This is a genomic window from Pseudomonas laurylsulfativorans (assembly GCF_002906155.1).
GTDB classification, from domain to species: domain Bacteria; phylum Pseudomonadota; class Gammaproteobacteria; order Pseudomonadales; family Pseudomonadaceae; genus Aquipseudomonas; species Aquipseudomonas laurylsulfativorans.
In genome coordinates this window covers 135,847-156,329 of record NZ_MUJK01000012.1, presented here as the reverse complement: position 1 = coordinate 156,329, position 20,483 = coordinate 135,847, and the positions used below count along the sequence as shown (strand labels likewise).

17 protein-coding genes, 1 pseudogene and 1 riboswitch are annotated in these 20,483 nt (G+C 60.9%); of the genes and pseudogenes, 8 read left to right on the top strand and 10 right to left on the bottom strand.

All coding sequences use genetic code 11. The annotated features are described in order from the left end of the window. Positions 1-34: 34 nt before the first annotated feature. Entirely contained in the window at positions 35-643 is a 609-nt protein-coding gene (locus tag B0D71_RS26585; protein ID WP_103397361.1) for a YqiA/YcfP family alpha/beta fold hydrolase, read from the bottom strand. 61 nt (positions 644-704) lie between these two features. Between B0D71_RS26585 and B0D71_RS31940 the strand changes: the two are divergent. Beyond that, positions 705-782, top strand: a pseudogene (locus B0D71_RS31940) (outer membrane lipoprotein carrier protein LolA); the annotation flags it as partial. A gap of 12 nt (positions 783-794) precedes the next feature. Here the strand turns inward: B0D71_RS31940 and cpdA are convergent. The 3 genes from cpdA to B0D71_RS26570 form a co-directional block, all read right to left on the bottom strand. Continuing rightward, the gene (cpdA, locus tag B0D71_RS26580; RefSeq protein WP_103397377.1) at positions 795-1,610 is read right to left on the bottom strand and encodes a 3',5'-cyclic-AMP phosphodiesterase; all 816 of its coding nucleotides are present in this window, start codon (positions 1,608-1,610) and stop codon (positions 795-797) included. A gap of 112 nt (positions 1,611-1,722) precedes the next feature. Then, positions 1,723-2,175, bottom strand: a complete 453-nt coding sequence (locus B0D71_RS26575; RefSeq protein ID WP_103397360.1) for a DUF1249 domain-containing protein — start codon at positions 2,173-2,175, stop codon at positions 1,723-1,725. After that, positions 2,166-2,783 carry an NUDIX domain-containing protein gene (locus B0D71_RS26570; protein ID WP_103397359.1) on the bottom strand — a complete coding sequence of 206 codons (618 nt, stop codon included), beginning with the start codon at positions 2,781-2,783 and terminating at the stop codon, positions 2,166-2,168. The genes B0D71_RS26575 and B0D71_RS26570 overlap by 10 nt, the downstream gene beginning before the upstream one ends. A 214-nt stretch (positions 2,784-2,997) precedes the next feature. On the opposite strand from B0D71_RS26570, the gene B0D71_RS26565 reads away from it, so the two are divergent. Further along, positions 2,998-3,744, top strand: coding sequence for an RsiV family protein (locus B0D71_RS26565; RefSeq protein ID WP_103397358.1), 747 nt, complete (start codon positions 2,998-3,000; stop codon positions 3,742-3,744). Here B0D71_RS26565 and cytX read toward each other — a convergent pair. Together cytX and thiC are read right to left on the bottom strand one after the other, a co-directional pair. After that, positions 3,713-5,005 (bottom strand): putative hydroxymethylpyrimidine transporter CytX, encoded by a 1,293-nt coding sequence (gene cytX, locus B0D71_RS26560; protein WP_103397357.1) that lies wholly within the window; start codon positions 5,003-5,005, stop codon positions 3,713-3,715. The genes B0D71_RS26565 and cytX overlap by 32 nt on opposite strands. A 149-nt stretch (positions 5,006-5,154) precedes the next feature. After that, a complete protein-coding gene (gene thiC, locus B0D71_RS26555) occupies positions 5,155-7,044 on the bottom strand; it encodes a phosphomethylpyrimidine synthase ThiC (protein WP_103397356.1) in 1,890 nt (629 codons plus the stop codon). A 164-nt stretch (positions 7,045-7,208) separates the two neighbouring features. Then, positions 7,209-7,314, bottom strand: a riboswitch (TPP riboswitch). Positions 7,315-7,519: 205 nt separating this feature from the next. Between thiC and B0D71_RS26550 the strand changes: the two genes are divergently transcribed. Continuing rightward, positions 7,520-8,959, top strand: coding sequence for a TolC family outer membrane protein (locus B0D71_RS26550; RefSeq protein WP_103397355.1), 1,440 nt, complete (start codon positions 7,520-7,522; stop codon positions 8,957-8,959). 83 nt (positions 8,960-9,042) lie between these two features. Here the strand turns inward: B0D71_RS26550 and waaA are convergent, their stop codons facing one another. Together waaA and B0D71_RS26540 are read right to left on the bottom strand one after the other, a co-directional pair. Beyond that, complete coding sequence (gene waaA, locus B0D71_RS26545) at positions 9,043-10,320, bottom strand: lipid IV(A) 3-deoxy-D-manno-octulosonic acid transferase (protein ID WP_103397354.1); 1,278 nt, start codon at positions 10,318-10,320, stop codon at positions 9,043-9,045. A gap of 11 nt (positions 10,321-10,331) precedes the next feature. After that, a complete protein-coding gene (locus tag B0D71_RS26540; protein WP_205886047.1) occupies positions 10,332-11,234 on the bottom strand; it encodes a LysR family transcriptional regulator in 903 nt (300 codons plus the stop codon). A 102-nt stretch (positions 11,235-11,336) separates the two neighbouring features. On the opposite strand from B0D71_RS26540, the gene B0D71_RS26535 reads away from it, so the two are divergent. The 4 genes from B0D71_RS26535 to B0D71_RS26520 all read left to right on the top strand — a co-directional run bounded on the left by B0D71_RS26535 (position 11,337) and on the right by B0D71_RS26520 (position 14,795). Beyond that, positions 11,337-11,669, top strand: a complete 333-nt coding sequence (locus B0D71_RS26535) for a DMT family transporter (RefSeq protein WP_015093202.1) — start codon at positions 11,337-11,339, stop codon at positions 11,667-11,669. 143 nt (positions 11,670-11,812) lie between these two features. Further along, complete coding sequence (locus B0D71_RS26530; protein WP_103397353.1) at positions 11,813-12,988, top strand: NAD(P)/FAD-dependent oxidoreductase; 1,176 nt, start codon at positions 11,813-11,815, stop codon at positions 12,986-12,988. Then, the gene (locus tag B0D71_RS26525; protein ID WP_103397352.1) at positions 12,985-13,797 is read left to right on the top strand and encodes an aldo/keto reductase; all 813 of its coding nucleotides are present in this window, start codon (positions 12,985-12,987) and stop codon (positions 13,795-13,797) included. Before B0D71_RS26530 ends, B0D71_RS26525 begins: the two co-directional genes overlap by 4 nt. A gap of 32 nt (positions 13,798-13,829) precedes the next feature. Beyond that, on the top strand, positions 13,830-14,795 hold the full coding sequence (locus tag B0D71_RS26520; protein WP_103397351.1) for a metal ABC transporter ATPase: 966 nt from the start codon (positions 13,830-13,832) through the stop codon (positions 14,793-14,795). Between the two features lie 186 nt (positions 14,796-14,981). On the opposite strand, the gene hldE is transcribed toward B0D71_RS26520, so the two are convergent. After that, positions 14,982-16,403 (bottom strand): bifunctional D-glycero-beta-D-manno-heptose-7-phosphate kinase/D-glycero-beta-D-manno-heptose 1-phosphate adenylyltransferase HldE, encoded by a 1,422-nt coding sequence (gene hldE / locus B0D71_RS26515; RefSeq protein WP_103397375.1) that lies wholly within the window; start codon positions 16,401-16,403, stop codon positions 14,982-14,984. 189 nt (positions 16,404-16,592) lie between these two features. Beyond that, complete coding sequence (gene msbA / locus B0D71_RS26505) at positions 16,593-18,395, bottom strand: lipid A export permease/ATP-binding protein MsbA (RefSeq protein WP_103397349.1); 1,803 nt, start codon at positions 18,393-18,395, stop codon at positions 16,593-16,595. Positions 18,396-18,552: 157 nt separating this feature from the next. On the opposite strand from msbA, the gene B0D71_RS26500 reads away from it, so the two are divergent. After that, entirely contained in the window at positions 18,553-20,415 is a 1,863-nt protein-coding gene (locus B0D71_RS26500; protein WP_103397348.1) for a bifunctional O-antigen ligase/aminoglycoside phosphotransferase family protein, read from the top strand. The last annotated feature ends 68 nt before the right edge of the window (positions 20,416-20,483 follow it).

Sequence of the window (20,483 nt, the reverse complement as noted above, 5' to 3'; positions counted from 1 at the left end):
TGTTCGGTGAAAAAAGAATTCATGGGGCTATCGCTCACAATGCGGTGAAATCGATTGCCTGATACAAATCGGCGCCAATGCCGGCAAAACTCAACATAGCCGGCAGTCGCGAGGCAAAACCCTGGAAGCTGTGGTCGCCGCCGGCCTGGATACGCAAGGCGCATGCCCGGTAATACTGCTGGGCGAGGCGATAGTCCAGCGTTTCGTCAGCTGTCTGCAACCATACCTGATAACGCTGCGGCTCCTGGGGAGCCGGCACTTCCAGTTCAGCCAGGGCCGTCACGTGGTCGTGGGTCATTTCCCAAGTCTCTTCGGTATACAGGTTTTTCTGCGTCCCCAGAAAGCCATCGAACATCCGGTGCGGGCTGACGGCAGGGTTGATCAACAGGGCGTTCAAGCCATGGCGCTCGGCCAGGTGAGTGGCATAGTAGCCGCCGAGTGAGCTGCCGACCAGCAATGGCCGCCCCAGCTCGGCAATCGCCTGCTCAAGCTGCGCGATTGCCTGGCGCGGGTGATGGTGCAATGCCGGAACGCGCAAGTGTTCGCTCAGGCCCAGGCGCTCCATCACCGCGATCAACTGACAGGCCTTCTTCGACAACGGCGAGCTGTTGAAGCCGTGGATATAAAGGATCGAACCGGACATTTGAGCCCCTTGCGCGTCGGCTAAAGAGGCGGAGTTTACTGTAGGAGCGAGCTTGCTCGCGATGGTCGTCAACGATAACGGTGAAAACCTGGCGCCCCGCGGCGCTCTCAGGTTAATCGCGAGCAAGCTCGCGCCTACAAGGGGGGGTGTTTCAGTAACCGTTGGAACCGTAATCCACCGTGAAATCAAACCCGGTAACCCGCTCCACCCCGGTTTCCAGCCGCCCGTCGGGCAGCAGTCGCAACCAGCGATAGCCCGGCGCCTGCTCCCCGACCTTGAAATCTTCGCTGCCCGGTTCGAACTGGATGCAGGTCGAGGGCGATGCAATCAGACGCACGCCGTTACGTAATTGATCGATTTCCTGATGCACATGCCCCCACAACACGGCACGCACCTGTGGAAAACGATCCAGCACTTCAAAAAACGCCTCGGGATTACGCAGGCCGATAGGCTCCATCCACGCACAACCAATCGACACCGGATGATGGTGGAAACACACCAGATGATGGCGTTCCGGCGCTTCACTCAACGAGCGGGCGAGCAACTGCAATTGTTCGTCCTGCAAATACCCCGGCACCGAACCCGGCACCGCCGAATCGAGCAACGTGACCCGCCAGTTGCCGATATCCACCACCGGTTCGAGCAAGGCGCTCTGCACCGCCGCCTCGGCCATGATCTGCGGTTCGTCGTGATTGCCGGGAATCCAGCGCGCCGGCGCATCGAGCTGGCGCGTCATGTCGCGAAATTGCCGGTAGGACTCCAGCGTCCCGTCCTGGGACAAATCACCCGTGGCCAGGATCAAATCGATCCGCGGCTGTTGTGCGTGCACCAGTTCGATGACCTTTTGCAGGCTGTCGCGGGTGTTCATGCCCAGCAACGTGCCGTCCGCTTCGGCAAACAGATGACTGTCGGAGAGTTGCACCAGCAACGCCGGATCGGCGGTGGTCAATGTGGATACGCTCGGCAAGGCGTTCTCCCAGGGCGTGATCACGGGGATAGGTAAGTGCGCCAATTATGCTGGGGGATGATCGAAAGGGGAAACCTGTGAACCTGACGCAGTTCACAACTGCGGTTCACAGTTAACGTACTACTTCGTACTCATGCCCCAGTGCCAGGCAATGGCTCAACCATTCGCCCAGAAACATGTTCAGTTGAGCCTTCTCGTCCGGCTGGTGCATCGAGGCGTTCGGGTAAGGATAGATGCCGCGAAAGCGTCGTGCATGCTCGGCGCTGACCACTTCGGCCATGCGCGCGTCGTGATAGACCTGCACTTCCAGTTGCGGCACCGGCAGCCACGGCAGGCTGTGTTCCTGACGCACTTGCAGGGTCGTGGTGTAAGGACAGGTCAGCAGCACTTCGAGCGCCAGCACGCCGAGCATCTGGTCGCCATGGGTCACGGCGATGCGCCGCGCGGCGGGCTCGCCGCGCATGTCCGGCAGCAGTCGCATCAGGCGCGCGTAGTTCGCCTCGCAAGACGCTTGCAGCCCCACCAGGTCCACCCGATAGCGATCGCGCAGCTTGTTTACGACCATAACCCCCTCACTTCAACGCGGTTCAAAGCCAGCCATTGCAAGGCAATGATGCTCGCCGCGTTGGCAATACGCCCGTCGCGTACGGCTTGCAGGGCATCTTCAAAAGCCCAGACCGTGACGCGGATATCTTCTGCCTCTTCCTCCAGCCCATGCAGGCCGCCAACCCCGGTACTGTTGCAACGCCCCAAGTACAGGTGCACGAATTCGTTGCTGCCGCCCGGCGATGGAAAGTATTTGAGCATCGGCCAGAGCGCCCCGATTTCCAGCCCAGCTTCCTCCTGCGCCTCGCGGTGAGCAACTGCTTCCGGCACTTCTTCCTTGTCGATCAGACCAGCGACCAGTTCGATCAGCCACGGGTTGTCGGTCTTGCCCATGGCACCGACGCGAAACTGCTCGATCAGCACCACTTCATCGCGCTGCGGGTCGTAAGGCAGCATGCAGACCGCGTCATGGCGAACGAACACTTCTCGATTGATCTCACGGCTCATGCCCCCGGCGAACAATTCGTGGCGCAAGTGCACGCGTTCGAGTTTGTAGAAGCCCTCGTAGCACTTTTCGCGCCGCACGATATCAACGGCGGTCGGAATGGCGTTGGCAAAATCCGTCATGACTATCCTCGTTACTGCAAATCCTCAACGAGGCTCCCACCTCGACTTCGCGCCATCCTAACGCGCCCGTGACGTTTGATGCAGCCCCTTTCCCGTCAGCGGGATGGACGGTGAGGGCGAAACCCACTCTAATTAGCTTAGTGGCGAACTGACTGCTTTGTTGAGAGTCGAAGCCGGTAACTTTTTGCCTTCCCCTGTTTCAGAAAGGACGCCCATGTCGCTTTTCAAAATCGCCTCCGTGGCCGCTATTGCCCTGACCCTGGGCGCTTGCGCGAGCCTGTTCCAGCCCAACTACCGGACGCCGCTGGAAACCACCCGCGACGCCTCTGAACAGCTCAAACCCGGTTGCAGCAACCCGGATTGCCCGCTGGTCAACATCGACACGTTGCACTTCCCGGCCGAACCGCAATTGGACGGCATCATCGAAAAACGCCTGCTGCAAATGACCCGCACCTCGCCCGAAGCCCCAGTGGCACCGACCCTGGCGGCCTATCGCGAAGAGTTTTTGCGCACCGCCGGCCCGCGCAACAGCAGCTATCTGCAGGCGAAGGTACGTGAACAGCATGACGGCTTGGTGATCATCGAACTCTCCAGCTACCTGGACACCGGCGGTGCCCATGGCACGCCGGGCCGAGGTTTCATCAACTATTCGCGCCAGCAGCACAAAGTGCTGACACTGTCGGACATGCTGGTGCCGGGCCAGGAAGACGCTTTCTGGAAAGCGGCGCAAGTCGCACATAACAGCTGGCTGATCAGCACCAAGCTCGATCAGGAAGCGGAGTTCGTGAAGAGCTGGCCGTTCCAGAAAACCCAGAACGTGGCGCTGACCTACGGCGGGGTGATCCTCAAGTACGAAACCAGCACCATCGCGCCTTACGCGCTGGGCCATGTCGAACTGAAGATCCCCTACCCTCGCCTGAACGGCATCATCAAACCCGAGCTGTTTCCCGGCCGTAACTGAAGGCCCGGCCCAGCACAAACTGCAGCAGCCCTGCCAGGACCAGCGCCGGCAGGGTGGCGCCGACATCCGGGTACAGATTGGCCAGCAAATGATAGGTGCTGACCCCGCCCAGCCAGGCGAGTAGCGCCGGCCAGCGCAGCGCGGCCGAGGCCACCTGGCCGCTACGTTTGCGCAGGATGAAGTGGTCCACCAGCACCACGCCGAACAACGGCGCGAATACCGAACCGATCAGCAGCAGGAAGTTCTGGTACTGGGCCAGGGGCGCCAGCAGGGCAATCAGCGTGCAGATGACGCCAATGGCCAGGGCCAGGTGCTCGACTTTGGCACGCAACAGAATCCCGCTGGACACCGCCGCCGAGTGAATATCGGCAAAGGCGTTTTCCGATTCATCCAGCAGAATCAGCAGCAGCGGAATCCCCAGGCCGGCACCGGCCAGCGCCAGCAGCAAGGCATTGACTTCCCCGCTCGGCGCAAACGCCAGGGTGTAGGCCACGCCCAGGCTCATCAGCCAGAAATTACCGATAAAGAAACCGATGGCGGTGCCACCGAAGACGTTTTTCGCCCGCTTGCCGAAGCGCGAGTAGTCGGCGATCAGCGGCAGCCACGACAGCGGCATGGCAATGGCGATGTCGAAACCCACGGCAAACGGCATCGAACCGTCACCGGCCTGGGCCCACAATGCAGCCAGATCGGCCTTGGCAAACAGGTTCCAGGTCAGCCAGGTGCAAGCGGCCAGCAGCAGCCAGATACCCCATTTGCGCAGGATCTGTCGCACGAAAGTCAGCGGACCGCTGACCGCCAGCAAGGTCGCCAGGGCGCCGAAAAACAGGGTCCAGAGTACGGGATTGGACATCAGGCTGCCTTCACTGACGGCTTTGGCGCCCAACAGGCTGGCAGCATCGCGCATGACGATGATTTCGAACGACCCCCAGCCGATCAATTGCAGCAGGTTCAGTACCGCCGGCAGGCTCGCACCTTTGGTGCCGAGGCTGAGCTTGAGTGCGGCCATCGACGACAGGCCGGTGTCACTGCCAATCACCCCGACCGCCGCCAGCAGCAGAACGCCGACCAGGGTGCCGAGAAAAATCGCCAGCAACGAACCGGACAGGCCCAGGCCCGGTGCGAGCAATGCACCGGTTTGCAACACCATCAGGCCGATGCCGAGGGAGAACCACAGGGAAAACAGATCACGGCCGCCGAAGACACGTTTGTCGGTCGGCACCGCGATATCGGGGGAGTAAGTGCTGGGTTGAATGCTCAAGGGTGTTATCTCAGAGGGACATTTGTTGTTTTCTTGATTGCCTTCGCGAGCAGGCTCGCTCCCACATTGGGTTTGCGTCGTTCACAAATCCCCTGTGGGAGCGAGCCTGCTCGCGAAGACGGCGGTGCGTACACCGCCGATCTATCAGATCAAACTTTCTGATACAGCTGACTGCCTTCCTGCTTGAAGCGCTCGGCCTGTTCGGCCATGCCCTGGGCGACATCCACGTCGACCGCTTCGATCCGCTGGTTGGCCGCGTACTCGCGGACTTCCTGGGTGATTTTCATCGAGCAGAATTTCGGCCCGCACATCGAGCAGAAATGCGCGACCTTGGCCGAATCCTTCGGCAGGGTTTCGTCGTGATACGAACGCGCGGTATCCGGATCCAGGCCCAGGTTGAACTGGTCTTCCCAACGGAACTCGAAACGCGCCTTGCTCAAGGCATTGTCGCGGATCTGTGCGCCCGGATGACCCTTCGCCAGATCGGCGGCGTGCGCGGCGATCTTGTAGGTGATGATGCCGGTCTTCACGTCATCCTTGTTCGGCAGGCCCAAGTGCTCTTTCGGCGTCACGTAGCAGAGCATGGCGCAACCGAACCAGCCAATCATCGCCGCACCGATACCGGAGGTGATGTGGTCGTAGCCCGGCGCGATGTCGGTGGTCAGCGGGCCGAGGGTATAGAACGGTGCCTCGTCGCAGCACTCCAGCTGCTTGTCCATGTTCTCCTTGATCAACTGCATCGGCACGTGGCCCGGGCCTTCGATCATGCACTGCACGTCGTGTTTCCAGGCAATCTTGGTCAGCTCGCCGAGGGTTTCCAGCTCGCCGAACTGTGCTTCGTCGTTGGCGTCGGCAATCGAGCCCGGACGCAGGCCATCGCCCAGCGAGAAGCTGACGTCGTAGGCCTTCATGATTTCGCAGATGTCTTCGAAATGGGTGTAGAGGAAGTTCTCTTTGTGGTGCGCCAGGCACCACTTGGCCATGATCGAACCACCACGGGAGACAATGCCGGTGACGCGCTTGGCGGTCATCGGCACGTAGCGCAACAGCACGCCGGCGTGGATGGTGAAGTAATCGACGCCCTGCTCGGCCTGTTCGATCAGCGTGTCGCGGAACAACTCCCAAGTCAGGTCTTCGGCCACGCCGCCGACTTTTTCCAGGGCCTGGTAGATCGGCACGGTACCGATCGGCACCGGCGAGTTGCGGATGATCCACTCGCGGGTTTCGTGAATGTGTTTGCCGGTGGACAGGTCCATGACCGTGTCCGAACCCCAGCGAATGCCCCAGGTCAGTTTCGCCACTTCTTCTTCGATGGACGAACCCAGGGCGCTGTTGCCGATGTTGCCGTTGATCTTCACCAAGAAGTTACGGCCGATGATCATCGGTTCCAGTTCGGTGTGGTTGATGTTGGCCGGAATGATCGCGCGGCCACGGGCGATTTCGTCACGGACAAACTCAGGGGTGATGATTTTCGGCACGCTGGCGCCGAAGCTGTGGCCGGCGTGTTGCTGGTCCAGCAAGCCGGCGGCGCGGGCCACTTCCAGTTTCATGTTTTCGCGGATGGCGACGTATTCCATCTCGGCGGTAATGATGCCTTTGCGCGCGTAGTGCATCTGGCTGACGTTGGCACCCGGCTTGGCGCGGCGCGGGTTGTTGACGTGAGCGAAGCGCAGCTTGGTCAGCTCCGGATCGGCAAGGCGCTCCTGGCCAAAATTCGAGCTCAGGCCGCTCAGGCGCTCGGTATCGCCACGGGATTCAATCCACGGCGAACGCACGTCGGCCAGGCCTTTGCGCACGTCGATGATGACATTGGGATCGGTGTACGGGCCCGAGGTGTCGTACACCACCACCGGCGCGTTGATCTCGCCGCCGAAGTCGGTCGGCGTCACGTCGAGGCTGATTTCGCGCATCGGCACGAGGATGTCCGGGCGAGTGCCCTGAACATAGATTTTTTGCGAGCGGGTAAACGGCTGAACCGATTGCTGATCGACCTTGGCCGAGTCACTCAGGTTGGTGGCGATTTTTGCTTTTGTAGTCATCACGGGCTCTCCAGACAGCATCCAGGCAGTGGATTTTTGTCGGAGCGAACCTGTAAACGAATGGACGCACGGGCGCTGGGAAAACCAGCTGTGCTGTGCTCAGTGCTCGAGGGGTGTTCGATTGTCGAACAACATCCCGGACGAAGCACAAGAGGACTCGCCGGGTGACGAGAAATCTTGTTCCCTACGCAGGCGCTAACCTGATCAGGTTCAACGGGATCCGAAATTATTCGATCTCAGCCTCATAGCAAGGCACCCCGACAAGAACCCGGCCAGTCTAGACACAACTGGCAAAGAACGCCAACCCCACTGCAAATACCATGATGAATGGCGTTATTACACGCAGTATCAGGATTGTTGCCACCTGAATGCACAACTACACTCGCTACGCTGAGCCGCGCATTGACGCTGTCAAAGCAGGGCCTTAGCCTTGGCGCTCAAATTACCTGTGTAATATCAATTCTAGGGATCGTCTATGCTGCGCAAACTTTCACTGGCCCTTGCCGTGTCTTGTGCGTCCAACGGAATGGCCTGGGCAGCAGATGCGCCCTTATCGAACAAGACGGACCTCGTCAGCGTTTATCAGGAAGCCGTAAACAACAACTCCGATCTGGCCGCTGCCATCGCCCAATACGGCGCGCAGAAGGAAGTTGTGCCACAGGCCCGCGCCGGGTTGCTGCCGAACCTCTCGGGCGGCGCCAATGTTGCCGAGGTGCGCACGTCGCTCGATCAACCTTCGGGCACGAACAACCGTGATGCTCACTCTTACCAGGCCACGTTGGCGCAGCCACTGTTCCGCGCCGATCGCTGGTTCCAGTTCCAGGCCGCCAAGGAAGTCAACGAACAGGCTGCCCTGCAGCTCTCGGCGACCGAGCAGAACCTGATCCTGCAAACCGCTGACAGCTATTTCAACGTGCTGCGCAGCCAGGACAACCTGGCCTCGACCAAGGCCGAAGAAGCGGCGTTCAAACGCCAGCTCGATCAATCCAACGAGCGTTTCGATGTCGGCCTTTCGGACAAGACGGACGTATTGAACTCACAAGCCAGCTACGACACCGCACGCGCCAACCGCATCGTTGCGCAGCGCCAGGTGGACGACGCCTTTGAAGCTTTGATCACCCTGACCAACCGTCAGTACAACTCGATCTGGGGCATCAGCCATAACCTGCCGATCCTGCCGCCAGTTCCGAACGACGCCAAGGCCTGGGTCGAAACGGCGGGCAGGCAGAACCTCAATCTGTTGGCCAGCAACTATGCCGTCAGCGCCGCCGAGCAAACCCTCAAGCAACGCAAGTCCGGGCACTTGCCAACGGTTGATGCGATCGCCAAGTACGAGAAGGGTGACAACGACGCCCTGGGCTTCAGCAACCCGAACAACCTGCCCCAGGCGTACGGCGGCAACGTCGAGCAAACGACCGTGGGCCTGCAACTGAACATCCCGATCTACAGCGGTGGCTTGATCAACTCCCAAGTGCGCCAGTCGTATGCACAACTGGACCAGACCGAGCAGCAACGCGAATCCCTGCGCCGCAGCATCGTGGAAAACACCCGCGACCTGCACCGCGCGGTGAACACCGATGTCGAGCAGGTACAGGCGCGCAAGCAATCGATCATCTCCAACCAGAGCGCGGTGGAAGCGACTGAAATCGGTTATCAGGTGGGTACGCGAAACATCGTCGACGTGCTGGATGCGCAGCGTCAGCTCTACAGCTCGGTGCGCGACTACAACAACACCCGCTATGACTACATCCTCGACAACCTGCGCTTGAAGCAACAGGCCGGCACGTTGAGTCCGGGGGATCTGCAAAACCTGGCACGCTGGCTCAATCCGAACTACAACCCGGACAAGGACTTCCTGCCACCGGACCTGGCCAAGGCGGCAGAGGAGCAGTTAAAAGCGCGCCCTGATCAGTAAAAGCAAAAGCTTCGCGAGCAGGCTCGCTCCCACAGTGTTTCGAATATGGGAGCGAGCCTGCTCGCGAATGGATACAGCGTGGTCTAGCGGTCGATCAACCGCCCCAACCCATCCAGCAACCGCTGCAACGCCCCCTGATTGGTGCGCATCACTTTCAACCCGGCCTCTGCCATGCGCTGCGCATCACGGGGCAGTTCGAACAGTCTCTGCACCGCCACCGCCAGCCCTTCGGCATCCTCCACTTCCTGCAACGCCCCGGCACTGCGCAACTGCGCGGCGATTTCGAGGAAGTTGAAAAGATGCGGCCCGCTCAGCACCGGTTTCGCCAGGGCCGCCGGCTCCAGCAGGTTATGCCCGCCATTGGGCACCAGGCTACCGCCGACGAATGCACTGTCAGCCAGGGCGTAGAGAAACAGCAACTCGCCCATGGTGTCGCCCAGCAGCACCGACGTATTGGCACTGACCGCATCGCCGCTGGAACGGCGGACCGTGGCAAACCCTTGTTGCTGGCACAACCCGTACACCGAATTGAAGCGCTCCGGATGACGCGGCACCAGAATCAGCAAGGCATCGGGGTGACTGGCCAGTAACTGACGATGGGCCGCCAGCACCACCTCGTCCTCGCCGTCATGGGTACTGGCGGCGATCCACACCGGTCGCTCCAGCGCTTGCCATTGCCCGCGCAATTGGTTGGCGCGCTCAAGCAGTTGCGGGTCGATGGTCAGGTCGAACTTGATCGAACCGGTCACTTCGACGGTTTCCGCCCGTGCGCCGAGATTCCGGAAACGTTGGGCTTCGGCTTCGGTCTGCACCGCGAACAGGCTCATCTCGGCCAGCATCGGCTGGGTCAGCTTGCGGAACCGGCCGTAGCCCCTGGCCGACCGCTCGGACAGTCGCGCATTGGCCAACGCCACGGGGATCCCGCGCTTGGCACATTGATGGATATGGTTGGGCCACAGTTCGGTTTCCATGATCACCGCCAGTTTCGGCTGGACCCGATCGAGGAAGCGCCGTGCCGCGCAAGGCAGGTCGTAAGGCAGATAACAGTGCTGGATGCGCGGCTCATTGGCGAACAGTGCCAGGATGCGTTCCGAACCGGTCGGCGTCATGCAGGTCACGGTGATCGGCAGATTCGGATAACGCGCCAACAAGGCGCGGATCATCGGTGCGGCAGCAATGCTTTCGCCCACCGAGACCGCATGCACCCAGATGCCGCCCGGTTTCATCGCCGGCATTGCGTAGGAAAAGCGCTCGCCGATGCGCCTGGCATACGCCGGCGCCTTGCGCGCGCGCAGCCAAAGCCGAATCGCTACCAATGGCAGCCCCAGATAAAACAGCGCGGTGTAGAGAGTTCTATTCATGGCGGCGGAGTTTATCGGCTTTTTTCGCCTATCGTCTGCAAGTGCACGGCAAAACGTTCGGCGAGCCAGCGCGCGGCCGGACCGAGCGGTTCGTCCCGGCGCCATACCAGTTCCACCACCAGGGCCGGCGGAGTCCATTCGCTGACCAGTTCGACCATCTGATTCTGATACGTCGGGTACTGCACCACGTGGCGCGGCAACCAGGCCCAGCCGAGGCCGCGCACCAGCCATTCGGCCATCACATAGAAACTGTCGGCGCGCCAGACTTGCGGGCTGGCGGGATCACTGCCGGGATAAATGCTCGACTCCGTGGACATCAGCAACTGCCGATGTAGCGCCAGTTGTTGGCCGTCCACCGAGCCTTTGCCCGCCAACGGATGATCCTTGCCACACACCGTGACCATTTCCACGCTGCCCAGCACCCGCCGCTCAAGCGCCTCGGGAATCTGATCGTGAAAGAACAGCAACCCCAGATCAGCACGCCGCTCCACCAGTTTGCGCGCGACATCGCCCTGGGCGGCGCTGGTCAGTTGCACTTCAAGGCTGGGGAATTTTTCCGCCAGGGCCTCGAAGCTTTCGATGATTGGCTGATAAGGCATCGCTTCATCCTGCGCCACACGCAGTCGTGCCTCCTGGCCGCGCATCATCGCCAATGCCCGACCGTTGAGTCGTTCGCATTGGCGCAGCACTTCCCGCGCTTCATCCAGCAAAGCCGTGCCAGCTTCAGTGAGGTTCGGCTGACGGCCGCTGCTGCGGTCGAACAGGCTGACGCCCAAGTCTTCTTCCAGCAACGCGATCGAACTGCTGACCGCCGACTGCGCCTTGCGCTGATCCCGCGCCACGGCAGAAAACGAGCGCTGCTCCGCTACGCTGACAAACAACCGCAACTGCTCCAGATTCCATTGCATGCTCATGGCCAACCCATCTCTAAAACAGATAGGTAATGACTTTACCGCATCTGGCGAATCACTAGAATGCCGACCTCAGAGAGCAACACTTCACACGAGGATTGACCCATGACCGCTTACTACTACCTGGCCATTGCCATCTGCGCCGAAGTGATTGCCACTGTTTCGATGAAAGCGGTCAAAGGCTTTAGCACCCCGCTGCCACTGGTGCTGGTCATCGTCGGTTACGGGATCGCCTTCTGGATGCTGACCCTGGTGGTGCGCAGCGTTCCGGTGGGTGTGGCGTATGCCGTGTGGGCCGGCATGGGCATCGTGATGGTCAGCGTCGCGGCGCTGTTTATCTATGGGCAGAAGCTGGACGTGCCGGCGATGCTGGGGATGGCACTGATTGTGCTGGGCGTTGTGGTCATCCAGCTCTTCTCCAAAACGGCCGGCCATTAAGAACCTGTAGGAGCCGGCTTGCTGGCGATCAAGCCCTCGCGGTGTGCCAGACACACCGCTTTCGCTGGCAAGCCAGCTCCTACAAACATCTAGCTCGCCTCCCTTGTATACTGCGCCCTCGTCTTGAACACAGAGGTCGCTGCATGCCATCCGTTATTTCCACCGACGTTCTGATTGTCGGCGCTGGTGTCGCCGGCCTCTGGCTGAACGCGCGCCTGCGCCGCCAGGGTTTTTCGACCGTGCTGGTGGAAAGCGCCAGCCTCGGCGGCGGGCAAAGCGTGAAGTCCCAGGGCATCATCCACGGCGGTGCCAAATACGCGCTGCACGGCGCCCTGACCGGCGCCTCGGAAGCCATCGCCGACATGCCCCGCCGCTGGCGCGAAGCCCTGGCCGGTGACGGCGAGCTGGACCTGTCCGGCGTGCGCCTGCTGTCCGAAGCCCACTACCTCTGGTCCCCCGGCACCCTCGCCGGCAACCTCACCAGTTTCTTTGCCAGCAAGGCCGTGCGCGGTCGCGTCGATCAGGTCAAGGGCGAGCAATTGCCGCCAGCCCTGCAAGACAAGCGTTTCAAGGGCAAGGTCTATCGCCTGGCGGAACTGGTGATCGATGTGCCGAGCCTGATCCAGCGCCTGGCCGATCTGGCGGGGGATGGCTTGCTCGCCGGGCAGAAGATCGAGCCACTGCTGGAAGGCGGGGTGCTGGTCGGCTTGAAAGTCGATGAACGCGAGATCCGCGCCCAGCGCATCGTACTCAGCGCCGGTGCCGGAACCGCGGCATTGCTTGAAACGCTGGGCCTGAGCCAGCCGGCCATGCAGCGCCGGCCGTTGCACATGATCATCGCCAAAGGGCCGAGCCTCAAACCGCTGTACGCCCACTGCCTGGGCGGCGGCACCAAACCGCGCATCACCGTGACCACGCACCCGGCTGCGGATGGCCAATGGGTCTGGTACCTGGGCGGCGACATCGCGGAATCCGAAGGCGTAGCCCGTGAGCCCGCCGAGCAGATCGCCACCGCCCAGAAAGAGCTCGGCCAATTGCTGCCATGGGTCGACCTGAGCACGGTGCAATGGGCGACCTTGCGCGTGGATCGCGCCGAACCGCTGCAATCAGGCCTGACCCGTCCCGACAACGCCTTTGTCGCCGAGGAAGGCCGATTGCTAGTGGGCTGGCCAACCAAACTCGCTCTGGCGCCAGACTTCGCCGACCGCGTGATCGCCAGCCTGAACCGCGACGGTATCCAGCCAAGCCACCCGGCAGCGCTGCCTGAGCTGCCGAAGCCGCCGATGGGCGTACCTGCCTGGGAGCAACTGCTGCCATGAGCCAACCGACCCTGCACGATCTGCATCGCCCTCTGGGCAGTACCGGCCTGCTGGTTTCACCCCTGGGTCTGGGCACGGTGAAACTGGGCCGCGACCAAGGGGTGAAGTATCCCAACGGCTTCCGGATTCCCGATGACGATGAAGCGCGCATGCTGCTCAAGCTCGCCCGCGACCTGGGCATCAACCTGATCGACACCGCCCCGGCCTATGGTCGCAGCGAAGAGCGCCTCGGTCCGCTGCTGCGCGGCCAGCGTCAGGATTGGGTGATTGTCAGCAAGGTGGGTGAAGAGTTTGCCGACGGCCAGTCCCGTCACGACTTCAGCGCCGCACACACGCGAATGTCGGTGGAACGCAGCCTGCAACGCCTGGAAACGGACTTCATCGATCTGGTGCTGGTGCACTCCGACGGCAACGACCTGGCCATCCTCAATGACTGCGAAGTCTACGACACCCTCGCCGGGCTCAAGGCCGAAGGCAAGATTCGCGGCTTCGGCTTTTCCGGCAAAACCGTCGACGGCGGCCTGAAGGCACTCGAGCAAGGCGACTGCGCAATGGTCACCTACAATCTGAACGAACAAAACGAGAAGGCCGTCATTGACTATGCTGCTGCACACGGCAAAGCCATTCTGGTCAAAAAAGCCCTCGCCAGTGGTCATGTCTGCCTGAGTCCGGGCATGGATCCGGTGCGCGCCAGTTTCGAGTTGTTGTTTGAACATCCGGGTGTTGCCAGTGCTATTGTCGGGACCATCAATCCGCTGCACCTCGCCCACAATGTCGCGACCGTTGCCCAGGTCCTACGTAGCCACTGACGCCGCCCACGCGGCCTTAAGCAGGAGCCGACATGTCGCGTACGCTCATCAGAAAGAACCCGAGCAACTTCAAGACCCTGCCGTTATTCGTCGAAGCGACCCCCGAAGGCCTGGCTTATCAGAGCGTCGGCAGGCCGCTGAATTTCTCCCAGACCCTGCAACGTCGTCGCCCGGTGACGGTCGGCGACAGCGAACGGTTTGCACTCGAACTGGCCAATCTCGGGGTTTCGGTGCGCCTGACCCTGCACTGGCAGAATCGTGACTATTGGGTGCTGGTACGCCAACGTCGGCAGGACCGTGGCGATGTGGTGCTCAAGCTGATCTCCGGCTACGTGCCCGCCCATGAACTGAACCTGCCCTTGCACACGGCGATCCAGGAGATTGCCGAAGAGTGCCTGCTGGAAACTCCCGAAGGCTGGCTCAGTGGGCGCTTCAACGACACCTGGCTGCCAGCGCCCTACTCGGCCGCGCTGCATTACCGCGAAGCCTTGCCGTTTCGCTTGTCGCCATTGTCCGGCTCGGCGCGACCGGTACGCTGCGCCAATCTGATGCTGATGGAGCGCCCGCGGGCTTATGTGCATTTGCCAACGGCGTCACTGCAACTGATTTACGACTTGCGCCTGGACGTTCCCAAGGAAGCCAAGTCCCTGAGCCTGTTCCATGTCGATGAAAGACTGGAAGGCGATCAACTCGTCGCCCGCCTCGACCGCAAACGCCCCGACCTGTACTTGATGCCCTTGCAGGACGGCCATCCGATGGCTGAGCTCTACACCTTGAAAAAGGATCAGCTGTACCCGGCCAGTACGCGCGGCCTGTACCTGGCCGAGAGTTTTGCCCGACAAGAAGGCTGGCTGGTGCGCGATGAGCGAATTCGCTGGAAGGACTGGGTGAGGCAGCAGGGTCTGACCCCGCCGGGGAAGGATTCCGGATTAGCAAGGTTGCGCGGGAAGGCCAAGTTGCTGCTGAAGAAGATCGTGCCGCGCAGGGCAGCACGATAGGAAGGACAAAGAGGGCTTTTGTGGTTATAGGGCTTGTGTGGCGAGGGGGCTTGCCCCCGCTGGATCGCGAAGCGGCCCTAAAACCTGCAACCGTGATGTACCTGATACACCGCAGAGCATGGTTCTACGACTGCTTCGCAGCCGAACGGGGGCAAGCCCCCTCGCCACAGCAAGCCCACGCCTTGATCAGGACTTGCGAATCTTCTCGACAATCGCCGTGGTCGAGCTGTTTTCCACCAGCCCCAGCACTTTCACGGCGCCACCGTAGGCCGTCACGATGTCCGCGCCGACCACCTGGTCGATCCCGTAGTCGCCACCCTTGACCAGCACGTCCGGCTTGACCGCGCTCAGCAGGTTTTCCGGTGTGCCTTCAGAGAAGCTGATCACCCAATCCACCGCGCCCAAGCCGGCCAGTACCGCCATGCGCCGGTCGACGCTGTTGATCGGACGGCCCGGCCCTTTCAGGCGGCTGACCGATGCATCGTCGTTGATCGCCACGATCAGGCGATCGCCTTGGGCCCGCGCCTGTTCCAGATAGGTCACGTGACCGGCGTGCAGGATGTCGAAGCAACCGTTGGTGAACACGATCCGCTCGTTGTGCGCGCGGGCATCATCGACCGCCAGCAACAACTGTTCAAGACCCAGCACACCACGCTCGGAACCCTCTTCGCGCTGAATCGCACGACGCAGTTCCGGCGCGCTGATGGCCGCCGTACCGAGCTTGCCGACCACGATACCGGCCGCCAGGTTGGCCAGGGCCACCGCGTGAGGTAGCTCTTCTCCAGCGGCAATCGCGGCCGCCAGAGTGGAAATCACAGTATCGCCGGCACCGGTCACGTCGAACACTTCACGGGCACGGGCCGGCAAGTGCAGCGCCGGATGATCCGGACGCAGCAAGGTCATGCCGTGCTCGCCACGGGTCACCAGCAAGGCACCGAGGTCCAGGTCGTGCATCAATTGCGCGCCCTTGTTGACCAACTCGTGCTCATCGGCGCAACCACCGACGATGGTTTCGAATTCGTTGAGGTTTGGCGTGATCAGGCTCGCACCGCGGTAGATCGAGAAGTCCTTGCCCTTGGGATCGGCCAACACTGGAATGCCACGGGCACGGGCAGCCTGGATCAGCGCCTGATGGTTTTTCAGCGCGCCTTTGCCGTAGTCGGACAGCACCAGCACCTTGATGCCTTCGAGCAACTCATCGACCTGCGCGGCCAGCGCCAGCGCGTCAGTGGCAAAGGGTTCTTCGAAGTCAATACGCAGCAATTGCTGGTGACGGCTCATGACCCGCAGCTTGACGATGGTCGGCTGGTGCGCAATGCGCTGGAAAATGGCCTGCACGCCGGCGCCCTTGAGGCTGTTGACCAGGCTGTTGGCGGCTTCATCGTCACCTGTTACACCGACCAGCGAGGCGGGAGCCCCCAGGGCGGCAATGTTCAAGGCAACGTTGGCAGCGCCGCCCGGGCGGTCCTCGATGTGATCGACCTTGACCACCGGCACCGGAGCCTCAGGAGAAATCCGTGAGGTACCACCATGCCAGTAACGGTCGAGCATGACATCGCCGACCACCAAGACAGGGGCTTGATCGAATCGCGGCATGGACAACTTCATGGTGCAACCCACATACAGAATGAACAGGGGCGCGATATTAACACAGGCTTGGTGTCGGCTTGTGCGGTGGCTGCAACAGGATGATTTACCGGGTTTTATTGCTCATTTTTTGAGCAGAAAAGCCCGTTGCCACCGGGCGCATTGCACGCCGGGTGTGCGAAAGGGCGAGCCTGGCTCGCCCTTTCCGGGTCAGGCGATGTCTTCGGCCGGGGCGTCGAGGCCCATCGCGTTGAGGCGCGCGTAGTAGCCGTTTTGCGCCAGCAGTTGCTCGTGAGTGCCGCGCTCGACGATTTTCCCTTGATCCATGACCAGGATCAGATCGGCCTTCTCGATGGTCGACAGGCGGTGCGCGATCACCAGTGTGGTGCGACCTTTCATGACCTGATCCAGGGCTGCCTGAATGTGCCGCTCGGACTCGGTATCGAGTGCCGAAGTCGCCTCGTCGAGAATCAACAGCGGAGCATTCTTCAACAGCGCCCGGGCAATCGCCAGGCGCTGGCGCTGACCACCGGACAGCAGCACGCCGTTTTCCCCGACCTGGGTGTCCAGGCCTTCAGGCAATTGAGCAATGAAGTCCATCGCATAGGCGTCTTTGGCCGCTTTTTCAATGTCTTCACGGGGTGCGCCGGCCAGGTCGCCATAGGCGATGTTGTTGGCCACGGTGTCGCTGAACAGGGTCACGTGCTGAGTCACCTGGGCGATGTGCTTGCGCAGATTCAACAGTTTGTACTGTTCCACTTCGACGCCATCGATGAGGATCTCGCCCTTGTCGTGGTGATAGAAGCGTGGAATGAGGTTCGCCAGGGTCGACTTGCCGCTACCCGAACGCCCCACCAATGCCACCATTTGCCCGGGCTCAACCGAGAAACTGATGTCATTGAGCACCTGACGTTCGGTGTCAGGATAGGTGAAGCTAAGATTGCGCACGTCCAGGCGGCCGCTGACGACGTCACGCTCAACGGTACCGGTATCGACTTCGGGCTGGACATCCAGTTGCTCGAAGATACTTTCGGCACCGGCCACACCCTTCTGGATGGTCGAACTGACTTCGGACAGCTGGCGAATCGGCTTGGGCAGCAGGCCGGCCAGGGTGATGTAGGCCACCATGTCGCCGGCGGACGCATCGCCACGCAGGAACAGCACGAGGAACATCAGCACGGCCATGGCGGTGTAGATCACCAGTTGCAGCAGCGGTGTGTAGATGGCGCCGGTGCGAGTCATGCGCAGTTGTTTGTCGGTGTTGCCCTGGCTGGCATCGAAAAAGCGTTTCTCTTCGTACTTTTCACCGCCGAAGCTGCGCACCACGCGATAGCCCTGGATCGTTTCGGACGCCACATGCGTCACGTCCCCCATGGCCAGCTGGATTTTCTTGCTCTGCTTGCGGAATTTCTTGCTGGCCGTGCGCACCATGATGGCAATCAGCGGCAGGATGGCGACCATGACCAGCGTCAGGCGCCAGTTCATGAACAACAGCGAGGCAAACAGGAAGATCACTGTCATGCCTTCACGAATTACGACCTTGATCGCATCTGTTGCCGCCCCCGTGACCATGGTCACGTTGAAGGTGATACGTGAAATCAGGTGCCCCGAGTTATGCTTGTCGAAATACCGGTTCGGCAACACCAGCAAGTTGTTGAACAACTGAACCCGCAAGTCATGGACCAGACCAAGGGAAACCTTGGCCAGGAAATAGTTGCCCAGGTACGACCCCAAGCCCTGCCACGCGGCGATCAGGATGATCAACAACGGCACCGCCTGCAGCAGTTGCAGGTCCCGCAGGTAGGGCACTGTTGGAAACAGCGCCGCTTCAGGGTTGGATAGACCGTCGACAAAGTACTTGAGGATGTAGCCCAGCATTGGCTGCGTCGAAGCGAAAATCAGAAATCCGACGATGCTGATCAGGAACAGACTGATGTACGGCCGGACATAGCCGAGCAGACGGAAATAGATTTTCAAGCTCGATGGGCTTGCGGAGAGACTGGAGTCGGTCATATCACGCGAATGTCGATGAAAAGGACGCTGACTTTATCACAGCTTCCCCCAGGGTTCTGGCAATCGCATACAGTCTGTGTATTGTGGCGCGTCAAAAATAGCCACCAGATGTCCCTGCCTTGGTACGGTCGCTCAATTCAGGAATAAGTTACTCAGCATGCAATTAAACGCTTTGAACAGCACGTCCAATAGAATCTTCGACTTCATTTGCTTGTGGATCCTTCCGCTCGGTTACTTATTGTTGCTTTGCGCACTGTTTTTCCTGCCGGGGCGCAGTGTGCATCACAAGCTTTACTATGGCCTGTTCAGCATTCCGGCACTGATTGCACTGTGCTTGCGTCCGCGGCTCGCCAAGGAACTGTTACACGAACCGATCGTCGTTGCAGTCCTGCTGTTTTTGGCGTGGGCGTTGCTCAGCCTGAACTGGGGGCCGGAAAATGATGTCCCGACCGGTCAGTTCAAACCGCCACTGCATACCCTGATGCTGTTCGTTGGCTGCTACCTGCTGGTGCGCTATCGCAGCGAAATCATTCAGCCCCTGCTGTTCTGCGCCGCGACGGTGGCGTTGATCATCTCTGCCTACAACCTGTACAGGTTCGGCCTGATTTACCAGCCGGAAATGCGTCTGATCGGTGTCGGCGCGTTCGACAATCCACTGCTCAGCTCCCACGTCTTCGGCTTTTTCTGTACCTATTGGCTGAGCCTGAGCATGACCTGCAAACGACGCCAGGTCCTTTGGTTGAGCATACCGGCGATGGCGATCATGTTCGCCACGGTGCTGGCCACCGGTTCCAGGACTCCACTGGTGGCTCTGACGATCGCTGCGCTGTGGCTGTGCTTCATCTGCCGGAATCGTCGCTCGGTCCTCCTGCTTGCCTCGATGTTTATCGCCGGAGCGGCGACTTTCGCGCTATTTGCCGACAAGATCCTCGAAAGAGGCAGCTCCTTCCGTATCGAGCTCTGGCAATTGGCCCTGGACAGGATCGCTGATCATCCGTGGATCGGGCACGGCTACAACGCCGAACTGAGCCTGGACCCAGGCGTCGGCTACCCCCTTTCGGAGCCCCATAGCTTTGCCCTTGGCGTGCTCTTCTACGTCGGCATTATCGGTTTTCTGCCATGGCTGTTCTTCCTCGCGTGGAGCTTCATCAGTAGTCAGCGCCATCGCGTGCAACCACTGTTCATCATTGCCTCGGCCTGGCTGGCCTTCGGTATCGGCGCGGGTCTGACCGAAGGTGGCGGGATTATCTCTCGCCCCAAGGAGCACTGGTTCCTGCTGTGGATCCCCTTGGCGCTGATTGCCGCATTGAGCATCAATCAACGGGCCAGACGCCTGCTGGACAGGCCGGTCAAGACCGCGTCGCCAAGCGCCCTGCAACAGCTGACTGCCGATGCCCGGATCATCGAGGAAGACGGCTTGGGCCCCAAAGTCCTGCGCCTGACCGACGGCAGCTTTCTCAAGCTGTTCCGCCGCCGCCGCTGGTATACCTCGGGCAGTTTCACCCCCTACTCCGATCGTTTTGCCGTCAACAGCGTGCAATTGCGCAGCATGGGCATTCCGACACCGCACATCCTCGACCTTTACCGGTTCGAAGACGGCAGTACCGCCGTGCACTACTCTCCGTTGCCGGGCAACACCCTGCGCCAGATCCTGCAAGGCATCACCGCCCCGGCGGTACGCCAGGCACTGGTGGAGCGTTTCGGCAAGTTCATGGCTCAACTGCATCAGCAAGGGGTCTATTTCCGCTCCCTGCACCTGGGCAATGTGCTGGTGCTGGAAGACGGCGAGTTCGGCCTGATCGACCTGGCCGACCTGCGAATTTACCCGTCGTCACTGAGCCCTTCCCTGCGTCGGCGCAATCTGCGCCATATGCAACGCTACGCAGAAGATCGGCACTGGCTGTTCGAGGATCACTTCGAAGCGCTGCTGCAGGGATACGCCGTGGCAGCTTCGAAAAACGACGTGGATAACTTGCACAGGCAAGTGCTGGCCGGGCGTACTCCGGCTCAGACTCGTTGATGACAGAAACCAAAGCGCTGATCGCGATGCCGGCCTGGCTGCCGGCGATCGCGATTGCTGCGTAGCTT

What these genes read in the sequence shown, in the direction of transcription:
- waaA (WP_103397354.1), bottom strand. Translation starts at nt 10,320, where the DNA reads ATGAATAGAACTCTCTACACCGCGCTGTTTTATCTGGGGCTGCCATTG.
- msbA (WP_103397349.1), bottom strand. Translation starts at nt 18,395, where the DNA reads ATGACCGACTCCAGTCTCTCCGCAAGCCCATCGAGCTTGAAAATCTAT.
- B0D71_RS26550 (WP_103397355.1), top strand. Translation starts at nt 7,520, where the DNA reads ATGCTGCGCAAACTTTCACTGGCCCTTGCCGTGTCTTGTGCGTCCAAC.
- B0D71_RS26565 (WP_103397358.1), top strand. Translation starts at nt 2,998, where the DNA reads ATGTCGCTTTTCAAAATCGCCTCCGTGGCCGCTATTGCCCTGACCCTG.
- B0D71_RS26540 (WP_205886047.1), bottom strand. Translation starts at nt 11,234, where the DNA reads ATGAGCATGCAATGGAATCTGGAGCAGTTGCGGTTGTTTGTCAGCGTA.
- B0D71_RS26520 (WP_103397351.1), top strand. Translation starts at nt 13,830, where the DNA reads ATGTCGCGTACGCTCATCAGAAAGAACCCGAGCAACTTCAAGACCCTG.
- B0D71_RS26535 (WP_015093202.1), top strand. Translation starts at nt 11,337, where the DNA reads ATGACCGCTTACTACTACCTGGCCATTGCCATCTGCGCCGAAGTGATT.
- B0D71_RS26570 (WP_103397359.1), bottom strand. Translation starts at nt 2,783, where the DNA reads ATGACGGATTTTGCCAACGCCATTCCGACCGCCGTTGATATCGTGCGG.
- thiC (WP_103397356.1), bottom strand. Translation starts at nt 7,044, where the DNA reads ATGACTACAAAAGCAAAAATCGCCACCAACCTGAGTGACTCGGCCAAG.
- hldE (WP_103397375.1), bottom strand. Translation starts at nt 16,403, where the DNA reads ATGAAGTTGTCCATGCCGCGATTCGATCAAGCCCCTGTCTTGGTGGTC.
- B0D71_RS26500 (WP_103397348.1), top strand. Translation starts at nt 18,553, where the DNA reads ATGCAATTAAACGCTTTGAACAGCACGTCCAATAGAATCTTCGACTTC.
- B0D71_RS26525 (WP_103397352.1), top strand. Translation starts at nt 12,985, where the DNA reads ATGAGCCAACCGACCCTGCACGATCTGCATCGCCCTCTGGGCAGTACC.
- B0D71_RS26530 (WP_103397353.1), top strand. Translation starts at nt 11,813, where the DNA reads ATGCCATCCGTTATTTCCACCGACGTTCTGATTGTCGGCGCTGGTGTC.
- B0D71_RS26575 (WP_103397360.1), bottom strand. Translation starts at nt 2,175, where the DNA reads ATGGTCGTAAACAAGCTGCGCGATCGCTATCGGGTGGACCTGGTGGGG.
- B0D71_RS26585 (WP_103397361.1), bottom strand. Translation starts at nt 643, where the DNA reads ATGTCCGGTTCGATCCTTTATATCCACGGCTTCAACAGCTCGCCGTTG.